Below are 16,630 nucleotides of genomic sequence, written 5' to 3'. Positions count from 1 at the left end.
GAAAAGGGCGCGGTTCAAAACCGCGCCCTTTCAGTCTTGGGAGAAGCCGATCAGGCTGCAGCCGTGGCGGAGCCGGCGAGCGGAACTTCGGAGATGGTCTTCAGAACGCGCGATGCGATCTGGTAGGGGTCGCCCTGGGAGTTCGGGCGGCGATCTTCCAGATAGCCCTTGTAGTCGTTTTTCACGAAGGAATGCGGAACGCGGATCGAAGCGCCACGGTCGGCAACGCCGTAGGAGAACTTGTTCCACGGAGCGGTTTCGTGCTTGCCGGTCAGACGCTTGTCGTTGTCCGGGCCGTAAACCGCGATGTGTTCCATCAGGTTCTTGTCGAACTGCGCCATCAGGGCTTCGAAGTATTCCTTGCCGCCGACGGTGCGCATGTACTCGGTCGAGAAGTTGCAGTGCATGCCCGAGCCGTTCCAGTCGGTATCGCCAAGCGGCTTGCAGTGGAACTCGATGTCGACGCCGTACTTTTCCGTCAGGCGGAGCAACAGGTAGCGAGCCATCCAGACTTCGTCGGCAGCGCGCTTGGAGCCCTTGCCGAACACCTGGAATTCCCACTGGCCCTTGGCCACTTCGGCATTGATGCCTTCATGGTTGATGCCGGCAGCGAGGCAGAGATCGAGGTGCTCTTCGACAATTTCGCGGGCGATATCGCCGACGTTCGAATAACCGACACCGGTGTAGTACGGACCCTGCGGAGCCGGGTAACCGGATTCCGGGAAGCCGAGCGGGCGGCCGTTCTGGTAGAAGAAGTATTCCTGCTCGAAGCCGAACCATGCACCTTCGTCGTCAAGGATGGTGGCGCGCGCGTTCGACGGATGCGGGGTGACGCCATCGGGCATCATGACTTCGCACATGACGAGAGCGCCGTTGGTGCGGGCCGGATCCGGATAGATCGCAACCGGCTTCAGGACGCAATCCGACGAGCGGCCTTCGGCCTGCATCGTGGAGGAACCGTCGAAGCCCCAGAGCGGCAGCTGCTCAAGCGTCGGGAAAGAATCGTATTCCTTGATCTGCGTCTTGCCGCGCAGGTTCGGGACCGGCGTATAACCATCGAGCCAGATGTACTCGAGCTTGTATTTTGTCATTTGACGTCTCTCATCATGAGTTGCTTCGAAAACGAGCACGCCTCGCTGAAAGGACGGCCAAAGCCGGCCCGGTCATCGAGGACCCGGACTTACAGAAGCATAATGCGTGCCAGTTTGACCAACGACGCCTGACAATCGCGAAGAAAACCAACTCCTTGCCGCAACGCACCCAACGGCAGACGGATTCTCGCAGTTGTCACGGGGGGTTAGCGAGGGGCCCAAAACTTTGCCTATATTTTAGACATCCACAACACTCGGAAGACTCAATATTCGGATTTTCGAGTCAGATGCGTCGTAAACTGCTTACAAAAGAAACATTTGCCGAAATATTTTGCAGCATGTAGTGCAAAAAGCAGGCAGAGTTGCTATATTTCCTCCAAGCGCACACCGCGCTCGAAACACCGGAGGCCATTATATGGCAATACATACGCATCACGGGTCTGCCGAGATCGTGCAGTTCCCGGCAGGCATGTTCAGACGCTCCCGTCCGCTTTCCGAAGCAGGCAGCGTTGTTGCGTTTCGCAAAAAGCCGGAAGTCATCTGCTACGAGGCTCTCGAAAGCAGCTGGTATCATGGCGCTGCCATTCGCGAAGCCGACAAGGACGCGAAACGTCTCGACTGAAATGACCGGACTGCCGAAAGGCAGCCGGTCGCATTCGCGGATTTCCCGCGCCGACGCGATGTTGATCGCACCTTCATGAGCCATGACGGCTCCACCTTCCCCGACAAACGTATCCATGGGCGAATCTTGCCGCCAAAAATCGGTCTGTCACTCGCCGGTGCCGGCGCCTGCACTATCTCCCGAAATGCACCACGTCCTGATAGACAAGGGAAAAACGGGAGGAGAGTGATATGAGCAGCAAGCCGGATTTACCGAGCGAGGGAGGCTGCCGATGCGGACGCGTGCGCCTCAAAATTTCCAAGGCGCCGATCATGACAATGGCTTGCCACTGCACGGGCTGTCAGCGCATGTCTTCCAGCGCCTATTCGCTGAGCGCGCTCATGCCGACCGATGGCTTCGAGATCACTCAAGGCGAGCCGGTGATCGGCGGGCTGCAGGGTGAAACGCGGCATTATTTCTGCGACTATTGCCTGAGCTGGATGTTCACCCGCCCTGCAGGCATGGACTGGCTCGTCAACATGCGCCCCACAATGCTCGATGATGCAAGCTGGTGTGCCCCCTTCATCGAGACCTTTACGTCGGAAAAGCTGGCCTTTGCCGAAACCGGCGCCCGTCACAGCTACAAAACTTTCCCGCCCATGGAAGCCTATGAAGGGCTTATCGCCGAGTATCAGGCGCTCGCTCAATCCTCATCGAATAATTGACATTCGCGAAACGTTCGATTGACTTAGCCGGGCAAGAGGGGCCGGGCGAAGAGGGGACTGCATGAAAGCGCTGATCACCAGGCCGGTCGCCACCATGATCGTGGTCTTCGCGCGTGCCATGACGGCCGTGCGGGCGATCTGGCCGGAAAGCGGCCTGCCGAAGCAGCCTTGCATTTACTTTGCCAATCATTCGAGCCATGGCGATTTCATCCTGGTCTGGGCGGTGCTACCGCCCTGGATACGTTCCCGCACGCGGCCCGTCGCCGGCGCGGAATACTGGCTGGCGACGAAACTGAAGCGCTTCATCGGCCAGGATGTCTTCAACGCCGTGCTGATCGAGCGCGACAAGGACAAGCGTACGGGCGACCCGATCGTCCGGATGGCCGAGGCGCTGGATGGCGGGTCCTCGCTGATCCTTTTTCCCGAAGGCACGCGCAACGAGACGGAGGAACCGTTGCTGCCGTTCAGGAGCGGGCTCTTCAATCTCGCCACGCTAAGGCCAGAGATCGATCTGGTTCCGGTCTGGATCGACAATCTCAACCGAGTGATGCCCAAGGGCGAGATCGTGCCGATCCCGCTGATCTGCACCGTCACCTTCGGCAGCGCCATCAGAATATTGCCCTATGAGAGCCGCGAGGCCTTTCTGGAGCGAAGCCGCGCGGCACTGCTCGCCCTGTCACCGAAAGTCGCGGGAGCGGCGGCATGAACGACGCGCAATCGGATCTTATCCTGCTTCTGTCCGGCACCGGCGCCTTTCTCGCCGTCGCCTCGGTGATCGGCTATGTCCTGAGAGTGAAGCTTTCGCCTGACGGCAGCAACACGACCATCGAGAACCTCAATGCCCGCATCAATGCCTGGTGGGTGATGGTCGTGCTGATCGGCATCGCCTTTATTGCCGGCCGGGTGGGCGTCGTCATTCTCTTTGCCTTCTGCTCCTTCGCGGCGCTGCGCGAATTCGTGACACTCACCAACACCCGCCGCGCCGATCATTGGGCGCTGGCAGCGGCTTTCTTTGTCGTGCTGCCGGTGCAGTATTATCTGATCGCGATCGAATATTACGGGCTCTATTCGATCTTCATCCCCGTCTACGCCTTCCTGTTCATGCCGATCATCTCGGTGCTCCGGGGGGATACCGAGCATTTTCTGATGCGCATCGCCGAGGTGCAGTGGGCGCTGATGATCTGCGTCTTTTGTGCCTCGCATGTGCCGGCGCTGCTCAGTCTCGATATTCCCGGCTATGACGGGAAAAACGTGCTGCTGATCGCCTTCCTGATCATCGTCGTGCAGATGAGCGATGTGCTGCAATATGTCTGGGGCAAACTCTTCGGAAAAACCAAGATCGCGCCCAGACTTTCGCCGTCAAAAACGGTCGAGGGCTTTGTCGGCGGCGTTGCGAGCGCGACGCTGGTCGGCGCCGGGCTGTGGTGGATCACGCCATTTTCGCCGCTGCAGGCGGCAGGACTTGCGCTGACGATCGCGATCATGGGCTTCTTCGGCGGACTGGTGATGTCCGCCATCAAACGGGACAAGGGCGTCAAGGATTGGGGGCACCTCATCGGAGGCCATGGCGGGCTGATCGACCGGCTCGACTCGGTCGTCTTCTCCGCGCCGATCTTCTTCCATATCGTTCGCTTCGGGTGGTCGCTGACATGACGCAGGAAGAACTGAAGGATCGCCGCCCGCTTGCCAGCCGCAACACGAAATGGGCGCAAGGGATCGCCCGTTTTCTGGCGGAACGCTCGGTGACTCCGAACCAGATTTCGCAAGCCAGCATGGTCATGGCCGCGCTGGCCGGAGGGGCATTCTGGTGGGCAGGACACAGCGAGCATACCGAGCGCATCGTCATGCTGCTGCTTGCGGCACTCTTCTGCCAGCTTCGGCTGCTCTGCAACCTTTTCGATGGCATGGTGGCGGTGGAAGGCGGCAAGGGTGCTGCCGACGGGCCGTTCTGGAACGAGTTTCCCGATCGCGCCGCCGATCTCTTCATCTTTGCCGGGGTCGGCGCCGGCGTCGACATGCCGGAACTCGGCTGGGCAGCGGCGGCGCTTGCAATCCTGACCGCCTATGTCCGCGAACTCGGGCACGCCAATGGCCTGCCCGCCGATTTCTCCGGCCCGATGGCCAAGCAGCACCGCATGGCGACCATCACCGCAGCGGCCATAATCTCCGTCTTCGAACCGCTCTGGTCCGGACGGGACGATATCCTGATCATCGCCCTGACGATCGTGGCACTTGGCTCGGCGATCACCGTCATCCGGCGCTCATGGCATATCATCCAGCAACTGAAGGCGCGTGGGCGTCCGCCGGCGTAGGCTCAGCCGACACGGGCCTGCAGCGGCGCATGGCTCGCCTCGACGCGGATCTGCTTCACCCATGCACGCGCCAACGCTAAGCCGTCCGCATCGGCCTGCGGGCCATCGGCGGCTGCATGAAGCTGATAGTCCTCGAGCCACTGCGCATCCCGCGCGACGATCTGGTGACGGAAGATATCGTTCCATTCGACCACCACATCGGTCGAGGCCTCGAAATGGAACTGCATGCCGTAACCGGCGCGGCCGACGCGGAAGGCCTGGTTGGCGACGGCGGGGTTGGCGGCAAGATGCACGGCACCCTGTGGCAGGGTGAAGGTATCGGAGTGCCACTCGAAAATCTTGAACGCATCGCCAGCGGCAGACAGCACCGGATCGGCGCGCCCCTCGGCGGTCAGCATAACGTCGTGCCAGCCGAATTCGCGCGTGCGGTTCAGGAGGTTTTCAGCGCCATAGCCACGAGCAAGCAACTGACTTCCGAGGCAGATACCGAGAACCGCCTTGTCGGCCTCGGTAAAGACGCGCATCAGCCGGGCGAGGCTTGGCAGATAGGGATGCAGCTCGTCGTCGACGGCGCTCTGTTCTCCGCCGAAGACGACGAGAGCATCGAAATCCGCCGCATCGTCCGGCAAGGCCGCACCGTCATAGGGACGGCGAAGATCGATTTGGGCACCGGCTTCCGTCAGCGCAACACCCACCTGCCCCAGTTTGGAATGAGGCATATTCTCGACCACCAGAACCCGCATGGCTGCTCCTGTCTTCAAAATCTTGGGCCCTGATTGAACATGGAGACCTGCCGCTTTCAAGCTCCCTCCCCTGATTCTCACCAGTTGGAAAGCCTGAAAAACCCGGAAAGCCTTGACCTTTGGACCCGAAAGAGGCATTTGACCGCCACTATTGCGTTCATTGAAACGCCAGACAGCGGAAAAACCATGAGCAAAGCAACCTCATCCGCCCCCTCGCAGCGCATGCTGAGGGTCGGCGAGCAAGTCCGTGCAGCCCTGACCCAGGTTCTGCAGCGGGGAGAGGTGCGCGATCCGTTGATCGAAAAGACCGTGATTTCGATTTCGGAAGTGCGCATGTCGCCCGACCTGAAGATCGCCACGGCCTATGTGACGCCGCTTGGCGTCGCCGATCATGCCGAACCGATCGCCGCCCTCAACAAGAATGCCAAGTATATTCGCGGACGTCTGACACCGCATCTGCGGCAGATGAAATATATGCCGGAAGTGCGCTTCCGCGACGACACGAGCTTCGACAACTACAAGAAGATCGATGAGCTTCTGCGCTCGCCGGAAGTCCAGCGCGACCTTACCGATGAAGACGGCCCTGACGACAAAAACGGGCAGTGATGGCAAAGCATATCACTCTCGACGAGCTCAACAGCTGGACTTTTGAGCGCCGTCAGACCTTTTATCGCACCAATCTTGCCCGCTTCGACAATGCCGAGGCGGTGCGTCTTGTCGAGATGATGGTGGCCTCCGGCCTGCCCTTTCGTCGGGGCGAGGAAATTGCTCATGGTGACCGCGAGATGAAGGTGCTCGAAGCCGTCATCTATTCGCCCTATCATGAGAAGCTGCTGACCGATGCCGCTTCCACCGGAAAGCCGCCGCTCGGCGCCATAGAGCCGCTCCTCGTCGAGGAACTGGGCGACGATTACAGCATCGCCAACGGCGCGCCGATCGCCGCCGGTTACCTGATCGCCCGCCGCCTCTATGCGCTGGGATACGAAAAAGGCAACAGCCAGAAAATGCCGGATGGCAGCGTCGCCAAGACAGCCGCCACCTTCCGCAAAAAAAGAGCCTGAACAATGTCAAAACCCCGCAAGCCCAAGGGCCGGCCGATTTCCGGCTGGCTGATCCTCGACAAACCGCTCGATTTCGGCTCGACCGAAGCCGTTTCCAAGATCAAGTGGCTGTTCAAGGCGCAGAAGGCAGGCCATGCCGGCACACTCGACCCCTTGGCGTCGGGCATGCTGCCGATCGCGCTCGGCGATGCGACCAAGACCGTTCCGTATGTGATGGACGGCCGCAAGATCTATGAATTCTCCGTGGCCTGGGGCGAAGAGCGCTCCACCGACGATCTGGAAGGCCAGGTCGTAAAATCCTCCGACAACCGTCCCACGGAAGAGGCGATCCGCGCTCTTCTGCCAAGCTATACCGGCGTCATCTCGCAGGTGCCGCCGCAGTTCTCGGCGATCAAGATCGATGGCGAGCGCGCCTACGATCTTGCCCGGGATGGCGAGACCGTCGAAATCCCTGCCCGCGAAGTGGAAGTGTTCCGCCTGTCGCTCATCGGCTGCACCCCGAACCTTGCGCATTTCGAGATCGAATGCGGCAAGGGAACCTATGTGCGTTCGCTGGCACGCGATTTCGGCCGTGAGCTCGGCTGCTTTGGCCATATCGCCTCTCTACGCCGCAGCTTTGTCGCGCCGTTTGCCGAAGAGCAGATGGTGCCACTTGCAGAGCTCGTGGCGCTGGAAAAGATCGAGAGCGACGAAGAACGCCTTGAAGCGCTCGATGCTTTCCTGATCGATACCGGCGAAGCTCTGTCGAACCTGCCGCATATCGCCATCAGTGACGATCAGGCCCACCGCCTGCGCATGGGCAACCCGATTATCATGCGCGGCCGCGACGCCCCGCTGGCCGAGCCGGAAGCCTATGCCACCGCGCGCGGCAAGCTCGTCGCCATCGGCGAAATCGGTGAGGGAGAGTTCCGGCCTAAGCGGGTGTTCAACACCGATTGATATCAGGCGGCGACCGGAAGTTTGCCTTCCACTGCGCCCTGACGCATGATCGCCCCGAAAGAATCGGCACAGGTGCGTTCGGCACAGGGCGCACCGCTGCCGAGGTTGGAATGATGCCGCGGCGGCGGTTGCGATATACGAGGGCTGCGTTTGACGACGATGCAGGACAAAGGCATGCGGGCGCGGTTTGGCACCTTTGCGGCGGACCTGCGCCACCGGCTCCGGCGACCGTTGTCATTCTACCTTACGGCACTGGTGATCATCGCGATCGTCCCCTCTTTCGTGTTCTCGCTTGTCATCCTCAAGCGTATTACCGACGAGCAGGATCGCGTCATGACGGCCTTGCTCAAGGGCTCGACTGGCGCCGTTACACGGGTCGTCGAGCGCGAGATCGAAGGCATGCTGACGGCGCTGAAGGCGCTGTCGCCTGGAAACCAGATCGATCCGGCCGATCTGGCAGCCCTTCATGCACGCGCCGTTGCCGCTCTCGCCGATACCGGAAACAACCTGCTCCTTATCGATCGCACCGGTCAGCAGTTGCTGAACACGCGCGTTGCCTTCGGAAGCCCGCTTGGTCCAGCCTCCGATCCGAAGTCGATCAGCCAGGCCTTCCAGAGCGGCGAGCCGCTGGTGTCCGACGTTTTCTTCGGCCGCACCGCGCAGCGCTGGGTCTATAACGTGTACCTGCCGGTCCGCACGCCTTCTGGCCAGCCGGATTACCTGCTGACGCTGACGGGGAACGCGGATGGCATGCGCAAGGCTGTCAACCGCGACGTGCTTTCTCCCGGATGGAACGCCGCGCTGCTGGATCGCACCGGCAAGCTGATCGCTTCGTCCGATCCATCGCTTGCCGTTGGAAAGCCGTTTTTCATGGATCTCGCGCCGGCCCTGAATGTCGGGATCCACGAGGCGTCTCACGATGGCGTCGCCTACCGTACAGTGACGGAGTTTTCCATGTCGACAGGATGGCGGATCGTCGCGTGGGCGAAGAGTTCGGCCGTCGATGCCCCGGTGTTCTGGTCGTTCCTCTGGCTGTCCGCCGGAGCCGTGCTGTTTGCGGGCTTTGCTGTCGCAGGATCCACGCTGATCGCCCGTGTCCTCGCCCAGGGCGTCAAAATGGTGGAGCGGGATGCGCGGCTTCTGGGCGAAGGTCAGCCGATCGCCCCGCGCGAGCACATGATCACCGAAGTCGAAACGGTTTCCCAGGCGATTGCCGATGCCGCACAGGCGCGTGCAAAGGCGGAAAACGAAATTCGCTTCCTCATGCGCGAAGTGGCGCACCGCTCGAAAAACCAACTCACCGTCATCCAGTCGATGCTGAACCAGTCGGTGACATCGCCCGAAAGCCGGCAGGATTTCGCCGACACCTTCCGCAAGCGCATCGCGGGCCTTGCGCGCTCGACCGACCTGATGATCGCCAACGCTTCTCAGGGTGTCGATTTCGGCGAACTCGCCCGTAACCAGCTCCAGCCCTTCATCCCCGACGATCCGGCGCGCGTGCGCATCTTCGGACCCTCGGTGCGGCTCGACGCACAGGTCTCGCAGACCCTCGGCATGGCCTTGCACGAGCTTGCCACAAACGCCACGAAATACGGTGCGCTTGCCAATGGCGACGGCACGATCGATCTTGCCTGGACCAGCGGCGACGAGGATGTCGTGATCGTCTGGCGCGAGCGCGGGGCCGATCTTTCGGACATTCCAAGCTCGCCACGCAAGGGTTTCGGAACCATGGTGCTAGAGCGCATGCTGGCTATGGCGCTCGGCGCAACGCTGAAGCGCAGCATGCATGACGATGGTATCGAATGGCATATCACCATTCCACGCGCGCGCTTGCTGGGCGAGCTTGTGGAGGAAAGCTGAGGGGGCGACACGATGCGGCCGATCGTTCGGGCATGCTGCTTGTTATCCGCGATGGTACTCGCCGGCGCGGCACCGACCTTGGGGTCCGATCGCGTCTGTACCGTCGCTGACCCGACCGGAACGCCGCTTAATGTTCGCGCGCAGCCCAACGGCGGCATTCTCTCGACAATTGACAACGGCAGCAGCGTGCGGGTGCTGGAAGAGCGCATGGTCGGGCAAAAACTTTGGCTGCGCATTTTCGCCGATGGCAGAGAACAGGGCTGGGTGTTTGGCGCCTATCTCGACTGCGCTGCAGATGCGATGAAATCAGCGCCGATGCGCCCGCGGACACCGCCCGGTTGACAGCACCGGAAGGGTGCCGGCCGGGCCTCGTGCACGCCCCTTTCCTTTTGTGTCAGGATGGTTTATAGGCACCGCCAGCAAAAGCTCCGTAATAAAAGCGGCCTTCTGCTCCATTTGGCCGCAGCTAGACGACATCCCGGCTGCAGGCGTCCCGAAATCCTGTAAAATCGAAAGGATCACACGATGTCGATCACTGCAGAGCGCAAGGCTGCGCTTATCAAGGAATACGCAATCGTTGAAGGCGATACCGGTTCTCCGGAAGTCCAGGTTGCTATCCTGACGGAACGGATCAACAACCTGACCGAACACTTCAAGGGCCACAAGAAGGACAACCACTCGCGTCGTGGCCTTCTGGCAATGGTTTCCAGCCGCCGTTCGCTTCTTGATTATCTCAAGAAGAAAGAAGAAGCGCGCTACACCAAGCTGATCACGGCTCTCGGCATCCGCCGCTAAGACCTCGCTTCCGGCGGACGTTCGACAAGGACGTCCGCCGGTCGCTTTTGACGGGGCTTTTCCCGTTCTTCGCCTAAGGCAGCCACTCTGGCGCGCCGGCGAGACAATTATTTCCAGCAGCCCGGATGGGCCGGCGCTGCGGAACAACCGATGACCTGTCATGGGGCAGGATTGCAGGATGCTTCGGCGCAGCTGCGCTGAAATGACGAAGCCTCCCGTTGTCTTGCCCATGATGCGTCATATTTGCGGGGCCCTAAGCCGCTCGCGCCTGTCATTTACGGCAGCGACGCGGATAAGCCCGCATAGAAGGACAAGATATGTTCGATACGCACACGGTAGAAATCGAATGGGCCGGCCGCCCGCTCAAGCTCGAAACCGGCAAGATCGCCCGTCAGGCTGACGGCGCGGTTCTCGCGACCTACGGCGAAACCGTCGTTCTGGCGACCGTCGTTTCGGCCAAGGCGCCGAAGCCGGGCCAGGACTTCTTCCCGCTGACCGTCAACTACCAGGAAAAGACCTACGCCGCCGGCAAGATCCCCGGCGGCTACTTCAAGCGCGAAGGTCGTCCGTCGGAAAAGGAAACGCTGGTTTCCCGCCTGATCGACCGCCCGATCCGCCCGCTGTTTCCGGAAGGCTACAAGAACGACACCCAGGTTGTCGTCACCGTCGTCCAGCACGACCTTGAAAACGATCCGGACGTCCTGTCGATGGTTGCAGCATCGGCTGCCCTCACCATCTCCGGCGTTCCCTTCATGGGCCCGGTCGGCGGCGCCCGCGTCGGCTACATCAACGGCGAATACGTTCTGAATCCGCATCTCGACGAGATGGACGAATCGGTTCTCGACCTGGTTGTTGCCGGCACCCAGGACGCCGTCCTGATGGTGGAATCCGAAGCCAAGGAACTCAACGAAGACGTCATGCTCGGTGCCGTCATGTTCGGCCACAAGGGCTTCCAGCCGGTGATCGACGCGATCATCAAGCTCGCTGAAGTCGCCGCCAAGGAGCCGCGCGACTTCCAGCCGGAAGACTACTCCGAACTCGAAGCCGAAATGCTCCAGCATTTCGAAGCCGAGCTGCGCACTGCCTACAAGAACACGCAGAAGGCTGAACGCTACGCTGCCGTCGACGCCGTCAAGGCAAAGGTCAAGGCACACTTCTTCCCGGAAGGTGTCGAGCCGAAGTACACCGCTGAAGTCATCGGCTCCGTCTTCAAGCACCTGCAGGCCAAGATCGTTCGCTGGAACATCCTCGACACCAAGAGCCGCATCGACGGCCGCGATCTCGAAACCGTCCGCAAGATCGTTTCAGAAGTCGGCATCCTGCCGCGCACCCATGGCTCGGCGCTGTTCACCCGCGGCGAAACCCAGGCGATCGTTGTTGCGACGCTCGGCACCGGCGAAGACGAACAGTACGTCGATAGCCTCACCGGCATGTACAAGGAACGCTTCCTGCTGCACTACAACTTCCCGCCCTACTCGGTCGGTGAAACCGGTCGCATGGGCTCCCCGGGCCGTCGCGAAATCGGTCACGGCAAGCTCGCATGGCGCGCCATCCGCCCGATGCTGCCGAGCCCGGAGCAGTTCCCCTACACGCTGCGCGTCGTCTCGGAAATCACCGAGTCCAACGGCTCGTCCTCGATGGCAACCGTCTGCGGCACCTCGCTCGCACTGATGGACGCCGGCGTACCGCTCGCAAAGCCGGTTGCCGGTATCGCCATGGGCCTGATCCTCGAAGGTGACCGCTTCGCCGTTCTCTCCGACATCCTCGGCGACGAGGATCACCTCGGCGACATGGACTTCAAGGTTGCCGGCACCGCTGACGGCATCACCTCGCTGCAGATGGACATCAAGATCGCCGGTATCACCGAAGAGATCATGAAGGTCGCGCTCAGCCAGGCGCAGGGCGGCCGCAAGCACATCCTCGGCGAGATGGCCAATGCCATCACCGAAGGCCGCTCGCAGCTCGGCGAATTCGCACCGCGCATCGAAGTGATGCAGATCCCGGTCGATAAGATCCGTGAAGTCATCGGTTCGGGCGGCAAGGTCATCCGCGAAATCGTCGAAAAGACCGGCGCCAAGGTCAACATCGAAGACGACGGCACGATCAAGATCGCATCCTCTTCGGGCAAGGAAATCGAAGCGGCCCGCAAGTGGATTCATTCCATCGTTGCCGAGCCGGAAGTTGGCCAGATTTACGAAGGCACGGTCGTCAAGACCGCCGACTTCGGCGCCTTCGTCAACTTCTTCGGCCCGCGTGACGGCCTCGTGCACATCTCGCAGCTCGCTTCCGAGCGCGTTGCCAAGACCTCTGATGTCGTCAAGGAAGGCGACAAGGTCTGGGTCAAGCTGATGGGCTTCGATGAACGCGGCAAGGTTCGCCTTTCCATGAAGGTCATCGACCAGGCCACCGGCAAGGAACTGGCGAAGGGCGAAGGCGAAGCTGCTGAATAAGCAATCGCGTCCTTTCTAAGTACCCGGGCGCGGAGCAGATCGTTCCGCGCCCTTTCTTTATCTTCCACGGGACTTCCGCCATGAGCCGCGACACTTTGAAAACCCTTTTCTATCCCTTCGACAACGGCACTCTGCCGTCTCCGGGCGAAGGCGAGCGCGTGCTCTTTCTTGGCGCCGAGGCGGGCTACAGGCTGCCGGAAGGCTTTGCCGGCACTATCGACGCGGTCCAGCCGCTGAAGCCGCTCCACAAGGCCCTGCAGGCCGCCCGTGCGAACGTCACGACCTCGCCCGAGGGCGACGATTATGACGCGGCGCTGGTTCTCTGTGGCAAGCACAAGGGCGAGAACGAAGACCGGATCGCCGAGGCGCTGAAGCGCACGAAGATCGGCGGCACGATCGTCGTTGCCGGCGGCAAGGAAGACGGCATCCAGTCGCTGCGCAAGCGCTTCTACCAGCTCGGCTGGGGTGGCGACAGCCTGCCAAAATATCATGGCGTCGCCTTCTGGTTCGGCCGTCCAACCGATGCGGATGCAAACGCCGTCATCGAACGCTATGCCAAGAAGCCGGTTCGTGTCGAAGGCCGCTTCGATGCCGCGCCCGGCATGTTCTCCCATGACCGGATCGATGCCGGCTCCGAGCTTCTCGCCTCACGCCTGCCGACCGATTTTACCGGCCATGCCGCCGATTTTGGTGCGGGCTGGGGCTATCTCTCGGTCATGCTCGCTGAAAAGTCGCCGGGCCTGAAGGGTATTGACCTGTTCGAGGCGGATTTCCACGCGCTGGAAGCGGCGCGTGGAAATCTGGCGGTCAATGCACCAAAAATCCCGACGCGCTTCCACTGGCAGGACCTGACCAGCGAAGAGCCACGCGACAAGTTCGACCTGATCATCATGAACCCGCCCTTCCATGAGAGCCAGGCGGCAGAACCGGCGCTGGGTGCTGCGATGATCCGCATGGCGGCGAAGGCGGTGAAGATCGGCGGCCGCGTGATGATCGTCGCCAATCGCGGCCTGCCCTACGAGCCGGTCATGACCGAGGCGTTCAAGGAATGGGGCGAAACCTGCCGCAATGCCCGCTTCAAGGTTCTCTGGGGCCGGCGTTAAGCTTCCTTTTTAAATTTGCTTTATCGCCAAAACCGGCTCATCCTCAATACCTAGCCGCGTGGCTTCATGCGGCGTTCCGAGGGAGTTTTGCTGATGGCTTCAAGCGCCGGACAGCGCCCGCCCATTACCGAGGGCGTTGCGGAAGTGATGGTGAAGGATATTAAGAGCAACGAAGGCAAGAGCGTGACCTCCGAGGTACCGCTTGCCTTTCAGACCTCTGGTCGGCCGCCTGTTGATACTGCAGAATTGGGCGATACACGAAAACAGATCGTGATGTTTCTCGGCTTTGCGGCTGTGGTGCTTGTCGTTCTGCTCGGGGTTTGGTGGGTGGCGTAAACGCTACCTTAAGCGGCCTCTATTTCCTTTCGAGCACAGCTCGCAAGGAACGCAGAGCGGGTCATGCCCCGCTCGCGTGCGGCGGCATCGATCGCGTCCAGCATGCCCTTTTCGAATGTGACGTTTGCCCGCACTGTCCTGCTATCATCCTCAATAAACGGAACGCGCATCAGGAACGCGCCGTTTGCCAACTCCTGGAGAATATCTTCGCGCCCTATCACCGCATCGTGGGAAGAGGGTGACGGAACAGTCTGATCCTCGGCCCAGAGGCGTATGGCTTCCATCGCGTTCGCGGTAAGATCTTCCTCGGCATCTGCGGCGGAAAAAACACCCGGCAGATCTGGGAAACTTACGCCATAGGCGCTTTCCTCTTCTTTGTGAACGAGAGCAATGAAATGCTTCATGGTTTAAATCCATCCGGCTTGTTTCGCGATTGCGCGGGCGGTTCCTGTCGGCAGGTCTTTTCTTGGATGCGGTACGATAACGGTCTTTGTACCTTTGCGGAGCTTGTGATGTGAGCCAGTTACGGTAACGAGCTCGTATCCTTCTGCTTTCAGCCGCTTGATAATTGCCTTGCTGTCGCGCTCCATAAACATATCGCCTGACCCATCAATGCGCATTATAATGCGCATCGATGGGCTTTGCAACTCTTTGAACAGCTTCAAGCTACCCCTTCAGCGCCTGATCAAACAGCCGCGAAAGCCGGTCCGCAAAAGCACGCGGATCGGATGGACGGTCGCCGTCCAAGATTCGGGCCTGATCGAGAAGCAGGTTCACCGCATCGGCACGGAAAGCCTCGTTCGAATTCGCCGCAACGGCGGCGATCAAGCTGTTGTCGGGATTGACCTCGAGGATCGGCTTGGCGGCTGAGTCGAGACGGCCGGCGCCGGCCAGCATCTTCTCCATCTGCCGGTCCGGACCATGTTCCGGGGCCACGAGGCAAACGGCGCTTTCCGTCAGGCGGTCCGAGGCGCGGACATCGGATACGGCATCCGCCAGCGTTACCTTGGCGAAGGCGATGAAATCCTTGACGGCCTCGGTTGACTCCGCGCTCGCCGGCTCCTTGGCGTCGAGCTTCGGCACCTGTGCAAGATCGGCGGCGCCTTGCGTGATCGATTTGAAGGGCTTGCCCTCGAAATCGGGGGCCATCGTGACCCAGAAGCTGTCGATCGAATCTGTCAGCACCAGGACCTCGATGCCGCGGGCGCGAAAACCTTCGAGCTGCGGCGAAGCCTGGAGCTGGGCGAGATTGTCGCCCGTGAGGTAATAGATCGCCGCCTGTGCGTCCTTCATGCCCTTGACGTATTCGGCAAGCGAACGAGGCGCTTCGACGGAGGCTGTCGTGCGGAAGCGGGCCAATGCCATCAGTTGCGCCCGACGCTCGAAGTCGTCGTAGATGCCTTCCTTGATGACGGGACCGAAGGCATCCCAGAGTTTTGTGAAAGCATCCTTGTCGCTTTCCGCTAGCTTCTCGATAGCGGTCAGAACGCGGTTTGTCAGGCCCTTGCGGATGGCCGACAGGATGGGGCTTTCCTGGATCATCTCGCGCGAAACGTTAAGCGGCAGATCGGCTGTATCGACCAAGCCGCGCACGAAGCGCAGATACCGCGGCAGAAGCTCGGCCTCATCGGTGATGAAGACACGCTTGACGTAAAGCTTCATCCGGCCCTTGCCGGTCGGATCGAAAAGGTCATAGGGCTTGTTGCTCGGCAAAAAGGCGAGGCCGGTATATTCGTGGCGGCCCTCGGCGCGGAAATGCACTGTCAGCGCCGGCTCGTCGTATTGGCCGGCAACGCTGCGGTAGAAATCGGCATATTCTTCCTTGGTGATCTCGGTGCGCGGGCGCGTCCACAGCGCCGTGCCGTCGCCGATCTGGCTCGTTTCGCCGGATGGCAACTCGATCAGGTCGATCGGCACCGGCACATGGCCAGACTGCTCCTTGACGATACGCTCCACGCTCCATTTCGAGGTGTAGGACTTCGCGTCATCCATCAGCTGCAGGGTGATGCGCGTGCCGCGCGCCGGCGCATCCGCAAGCGCGACCGGTTCGACCGTATAGCTGCCCTGACCGTCAGACGACCAGCGCCACGCATGTTCGCTGCCAGCGCGTCGGGAGACGACATCGACACGGTTCGCCACCATGAAGGCGGAATAGAAGCCGACGCCGAACTGGCCGATGAGTTGCGCACCGTCGCCGGCCTTTGCCGCCTCGATACGCTCCATGAAAGCGCGGGTGCCGGAGCGAGCAATGGTGCCAAGGGCCTCGATCAATTCGTCGCGGCTCATGCCGATGCCGTTGTCGGCGACGATCAGCCGGTTTTCGCTTTCATCAAGCGAAAGGGTGATGCGCGGGGAAGGATCCGAGCCCAGAAGTTCCGGGGCGCTGATGGCTTCGTAGCGCAGCTTCTCGCAGGCATCGGCCGCGTTGGAGATCAGCTCGCGGAGGAAGACGTCCTTGTCGGAATAGACCGAATGCACCATGAGATGCAGGAGGCGGGCGACATCGGCCTCGAAGACGTGATTTTCGACAGGTTTTTCAGTAGCATCGCTCATGCTTGAAGGACCTCGATTAAGTGGGTTGGATGGCCCGTAACTGGCGAGCCATCGCTCAAAA

19 protein-coding genes are annotated in these 16,630 nt (G+C 60.9%); 13 read left to right on the top strand and 6 right to left on the bottom strand.

Features of this window, described 5'->3' with window-relative positions; all coding sequences use genetic code 11:
• Nucleotides 1–50: 50 nt before the first annotated feature.
• Nucleotides 51–1,091, bottom strand: coding sequence for a glutamine synthetase beta-grasp domain-containing protein (locus BLX89_RS10380; RefSeq protein ID WP_075290781.1), 1,041 nt, complete (start codon nucleotides 1,089–1,091; stop codon nucleotides 51–53).
• A gap of 283 nt (nucleotides 1,092–1,374) precedes the next feature.
• Nucleotides 1,375–1,830, bottom strand: coding sequence for a hypothetical protein (locus BLX89_RS25005; RefSeq protein ID WP_245292804.1), 456 nt, complete (start codon nucleotides 1,828–1,830; stop codon nucleotides 1,375–1,377).
• 113 nt (nucleotides 1,831–1,943) lie between these two features.
• Here BLX89_RS25005 and BLX89_RS10370 point away from each other — a divergent pair, with 113 nt between their 5' ends.
• The 4 genes from BLX89_RS10370 (at nucleotide 1,944) to BLX89_RS10355 (ending at nucleotide 4,729) form a co-directional block, all read left to right on the top strand.
• Nucleotides 1,944–2,417 (top strand): GFA family protein, encoded by a 474-nt coding sequence (locus BLX89_RS10370; RefSeq protein WP_075290777.1) that lies wholly within the window; start codon nucleotides 1,944–1,946, stop codon nucleotides 2,415–2,417.
• A gap of 61 nt (nucleotides 2,418–2,478) precedes the next feature.
• Entirely contained in the window at nucleotides 2,479–3,123 is a 645-nt protein-coding gene (locus tag BLX89_RS10365) for a lysophospholipid acyltransferase family protein (protein WP_075290775.1), read from the top strand.
• Nucleotides 3,120–4,070: a phosphatidate cytidylyltransferase gene (locus BLX89_RS10360; RefSeq protein WP_075290773.1), complete on the top strand. Its 951-nt coding sequence runs from the start codon at nucleotides 3,120–3,122 to the stop codon at nucleotides 4,068–4,070. Before BLX89_RS10365 ends, BLX89_RS10360 begins: the two co-directional genes overlap by 4 nt.
• Complete coding sequence (locus BLX89_RS10355; protein ID WP_075291094.1) at nucleotides 4,067–4,729, top strand: CDP-alcohol phosphatidyltransferase family protein; 663 nt, start codon at nucleotides 4,067–4,069, stop codon at nucleotides 4,727–4,729. Before BLX89_RS10360 ends, BLX89_RS10355 begins: the two co-directional genes overlap by 4 nt.
• Before the next feature lie 2 nt (nucleotides 4,730–4,731).
• On the opposite strand, the gene BLX89_RS10350 is transcribed toward BLX89_RS10355, so the two are convergent.
• The gene (locus tag BLX89_RS10350) at nucleotides 4,732–5,472 is read right to left on the bottom strand and encodes a type 1 glutamine amidotransferase (RefSeq protein WP_075290771.1); all 741 of its coding nucleotides are present in this window, start codon (nucleotides 5,470–5,472) and stop codon (nucleotides 4,732–4,734) included.
• A 186-nt stretch (nucleotides 5,473–5,658) separates the two neighbouring features.
• On the opposite strand from BLX89_RS10350, the gene rbfA reads away from it, so the two are divergent.
• The 9 genes from rbfA to BLX89_RS10305 all read left to right on the top strand — a co-directional run bounded on the left by rbfA (nucleotide 5,659) and on the right by BLX89_RS10305 (nucleotide 14,016).
• Nucleotides 5,659–6,078 carry a 30S ribosome-binding factor RbfA gene (gene rbfA / locus BLX89_RS10345; RefSeq protein WP_075290769.1) on the top strand — a complete coding sequence of 140 codons (420 nt, stop codon included), beginning with the start codon at nucleotides 5,659–5,661 and terminating at the stop codon, nucleotides 6,076–6,078.
• The gene (locus BLX89_RS10340; protein ID WP_075290767.1) at nucleotides 6,078–6,533 is read left to right on the top strand and encodes a hypothetical protein; all 456 of its coding nucleotides are present in this window, start codon (nucleotides 6,078–6,080) and stop codon (nucleotides 6,531–6,533) included. Before rbfA ends, BLX89_RS10340 begins: the two co-directional genes overlap by 1 nt.
• 3 nt (nucleotides 6,534–6,536) lie before the next feature.
• Nucleotides 6,537–7,472 carry a tRNA pseudouridine(55) synthase TruB gene (gene truB / locus BLX89_RS10335; protein WP_075290765.1) on the top strand — a complete coding sequence of 312 codons (936 nt, stop codon included), beginning with the start codon at nucleotides 6,537–6,539 and terminating at the stop codon, nucleotides 7,470–7,472.
• Between the two features lie 174 nt (nucleotides 7,473–7,646).
• On the top strand, nucleotides 7,647–9,332 hold the full coding sequence (locus tag BLX89_RS10330) for a sensor histidine kinase (protein ID WP_075290763.1): 1,686 nt from the start codon (nucleotides 7,647–7,649) through the stop codon (nucleotides 9,330–9,332).
• Nucleotides 9,333–9,344: 12 nt separating this feature from the next.
• On the top strand, nucleotides 9,345–9,674 hold the full coding sequence (locus BLX89_RS10325; protein WP_075290761.1) for an SH3 domain-containing protein: 330 nt from the start codon (nucleotides 9,345–9,347) through the stop codon (nucleotides 9,672–9,674).
• A gap of 183 nt (nucleotides 9,675–9,857) precedes the next feature.
• Nucleotides 9,858–10,127: a 30S ribosomal protein S15 gene (rpsO, locus tag BLX89_RS10320; protein WP_056317704.1), complete on the top strand. Its 270-nt coding sequence runs from the start codon at nucleotides 9,858–9,860 to the stop codon at nucleotides 10,125–10,127.
• Between the two features lie 317 nt (nucleotides 10,128–10,444).
• Entirely contained in the window at nucleotides 10,445–12,577 is a 2,133-nt protein-coding gene (gene pnp / locus BLX89_RS10315) for a polyribonucleotide nucleotidyltransferase (RefSeq protein ID WP_075290759.1), read from the top strand.
• Nucleotides 12,578–12,657: 80 nt separating this feature from the next.
• Nucleotides 12,658–13,680, top strand: coding sequence for a class I SAM-dependent methyltransferase (locus BLX89_RS10310; protein ID WP_075290757.1), 1,023 nt, complete (start codon nucleotides 12,658–12,660; stop codon nucleotides 13,678–13,680).
• Nucleotides 13,681–13,773: 93 nt separating this feature from the next.
• Nucleotides 13,774–14,016, top strand: coding sequence for a hypothetical protein (locus BLX89_RS10305; protein ID WP_075290755.1), 243 nt, complete (start codon nucleotides 13,774–13,776; stop codon nucleotides 14,014–14,016).
• Nucleotides 14,017–14,024: 8 nt separating this feature from the next.
• Here BLX89_RS10305 and BLX89_RS10300 read toward each other — a convergent pair whose 3' ends face one another.
• The 3 genes from BLX89_RS10300 to htpG all read right to left on the bottom strand — a co-directional run bounded on the left by BLX89_RS10300 (nucleotide 14,025) and on the right by htpG (nucleotide 16,569).
• Entirely contained in the window at nucleotides 14,025–14,420 is a 396-nt protein-coding gene (locus BLX89_RS10300; protein ID WP_075290753.1) for a type II toxin-antitoxin system HicB family antitoxin, read from the bottom strand.
• Between the two features lie 3 nt (nucleotides 14,421–14,423).
• Complete coding sequence (locus tag BLX89_RS10295; protein ID WP_075291093.1) at nucleotides 14,424–14,606, bottom strand: type II toxin-antitoxin system HicA family toxin; 183 nt, start codon at nucleotides 14,604–14,606, stop codon at nucleotides 14,424–14,426.
• A gap of 76 nt (nucleotides 14,607–14,682) precedes the next feature.
• Nucleotides 14,683–16,569, bottom strand: coding sequence for a molecular chaperone HtpG (gene htpG, locus BLX89_RS10290; RefSeq protein ID WP_075290751.1), 1,887 nt, complete (start codon nucleotides 16,567–16,569; stop codon nucleotides 14,683–14,685).
• Between the last annotated feature and the right edge of the window lie 61 nt (nucleotides 16,570–16,630).

This window comes from Pararhizobium arenae, from assembly GCF_001931685.1.
Classification (GTDB): Bacteria; Pseudomonadota; Alphaproteobacteria; order Rhizobiales; family Rhizobiaceae; genus Pararhizobium; species Pararhizobium arenae.
The sequence above is the reverse complement of the archived record's forward strand: the minus strand, read 5'-3'. Positions and strand labels throughout refer to the sequence as shown.

Bases quoted from the DNA above. Each gene is read 5' to 3' on its own strand.
- BLX89_RS10310 (WP_075290757.1), top strand. From the start codon at position 12,658: ATGAGCCGCGACACTTTGAAAACCCTTTTCTATCCCTTCGACAACGGC.
- rbfA (WP_075290769.1), top strand. From the start codon at position 5,659: ATGAGCAAAGCAACCTCATCCGCCCCCTCGCAGCGCATGCTGAGGGTC.
- BLX89_RS10360 (WP_075290773.1), top strand. From the start codon at position 3,120: ATGAACGACGCGCAATCGGATCTTATCCTGCTTCTGTCCGGCACCGGC.
- BLX89_RS10330 (WP_075290763.1), top strand. From the start codon at position 7,647: ATGCGGGCGCGGTTTGGCACCTTTGCGGCGGACCTGCGCCACCGGCTC.
- BLX89_RS10300 (WP_075290753.1), bottom strand. From the start codon at position 14,420: ATGAAGCATTTCATTGCTCTCGTTCACAAAGAAGAGGAAAGCGCCTAT.
- BLX89_RS10370 (WP_075290777.1), top strand. From the start codon at position 1,944: ATGAGCAGCAAGCCGGATTTACCGAGCGAGGGAGGCTGCCGATGCGGA.
- rpsO (WP_056317704.1), top strand. From the start codon at position 9,858: ATGTCGATCACTGCAGAGCGCAAGGCTGCGCTTATCAAGGAATACGCA.
- BLX89_RS10325 (WP_075290761.1), top strand. From the start codon at position 9,345: ATGCGGCCGATCGTTCGGGCATGCTGCTTGTTATCCGCGATGGTACTC.
- truB (WP_075290765.1), top strand. From the start codon at position 6,537: ATGTCAAAACCCCGCAAGCCCAAGGGCCGGCCGATTTCCGGCTGGCTG.
- BLX89_RS10355 (WP_075291094.1), top strand. From the start codon at position 4,067: ATGACGCAGGAAGAACTGAAGGATCGCCGCCCGCTTGCCAGCCGCAAC.
- BLX89_RS10350 (WP_075290771.1), bottom strand. From the start codon at position 5,472: ATGCGGGTTCTGGTGGTCGAGAATATGCCTCATTCCAAACTGGGGCAG.
- pnp (WP_075290759.1), top strand. From the start codon at position 10,445: ATGTTCGATACGCACACGGTAGAAATCGAATGGGCCGGCCGCCCGCTC.
- BLX89_RS10365 (WP_075290775.1), top strand. From the start codon at position 2,479: ATGAAAGCGCTGATCACCAGGCCGGTCGCCACCATGATCGTGGTCTTC.
- BLX89_RS10295 (WP_075291093.1), bottom strand. From the start codon at position 14,606: ATGGAGCGCGACAGCAAGGCAATTATCAAGCGGCTGAAAGCAGAAGGA.
- BLX89_RS10380 (WP_075290781.1), bottom strand. From the start codon at position 1,091: ATGACAAAATACAAGCTCGAGTACATCTGGCTCGATGGTTATACGCCG.
- htpG (WP_075290751.1), bottom strand. From the start codon at position 16,569: ATGAGCGATGCTACTGAAAAACCTGTCGAAAATCACGTCTTCGAGGCC.
- BLX89_RS25005 (WP_245292804.1), bottom strand. From the start codon at position 1,830: ATGGATACGTTTGTCGGGGAAGGTGGAGCCGTCATGGCTCATGAAGGT.
- BLX89_RS10340 (WP_075290767.1), top strand. From the start codon at position 6,078: ATGGCAAAGCATATCACTCTCGACGAGCTCAACAGCTGGACTTTTGAG.
- BLX89_RS10305 (WP_075290755.1), top strand. From the start codon at position 13,774: ATGGCTTCAAGCGCCGGACAGCGCCCGCCCATTACCGAGGGCGTTGCG.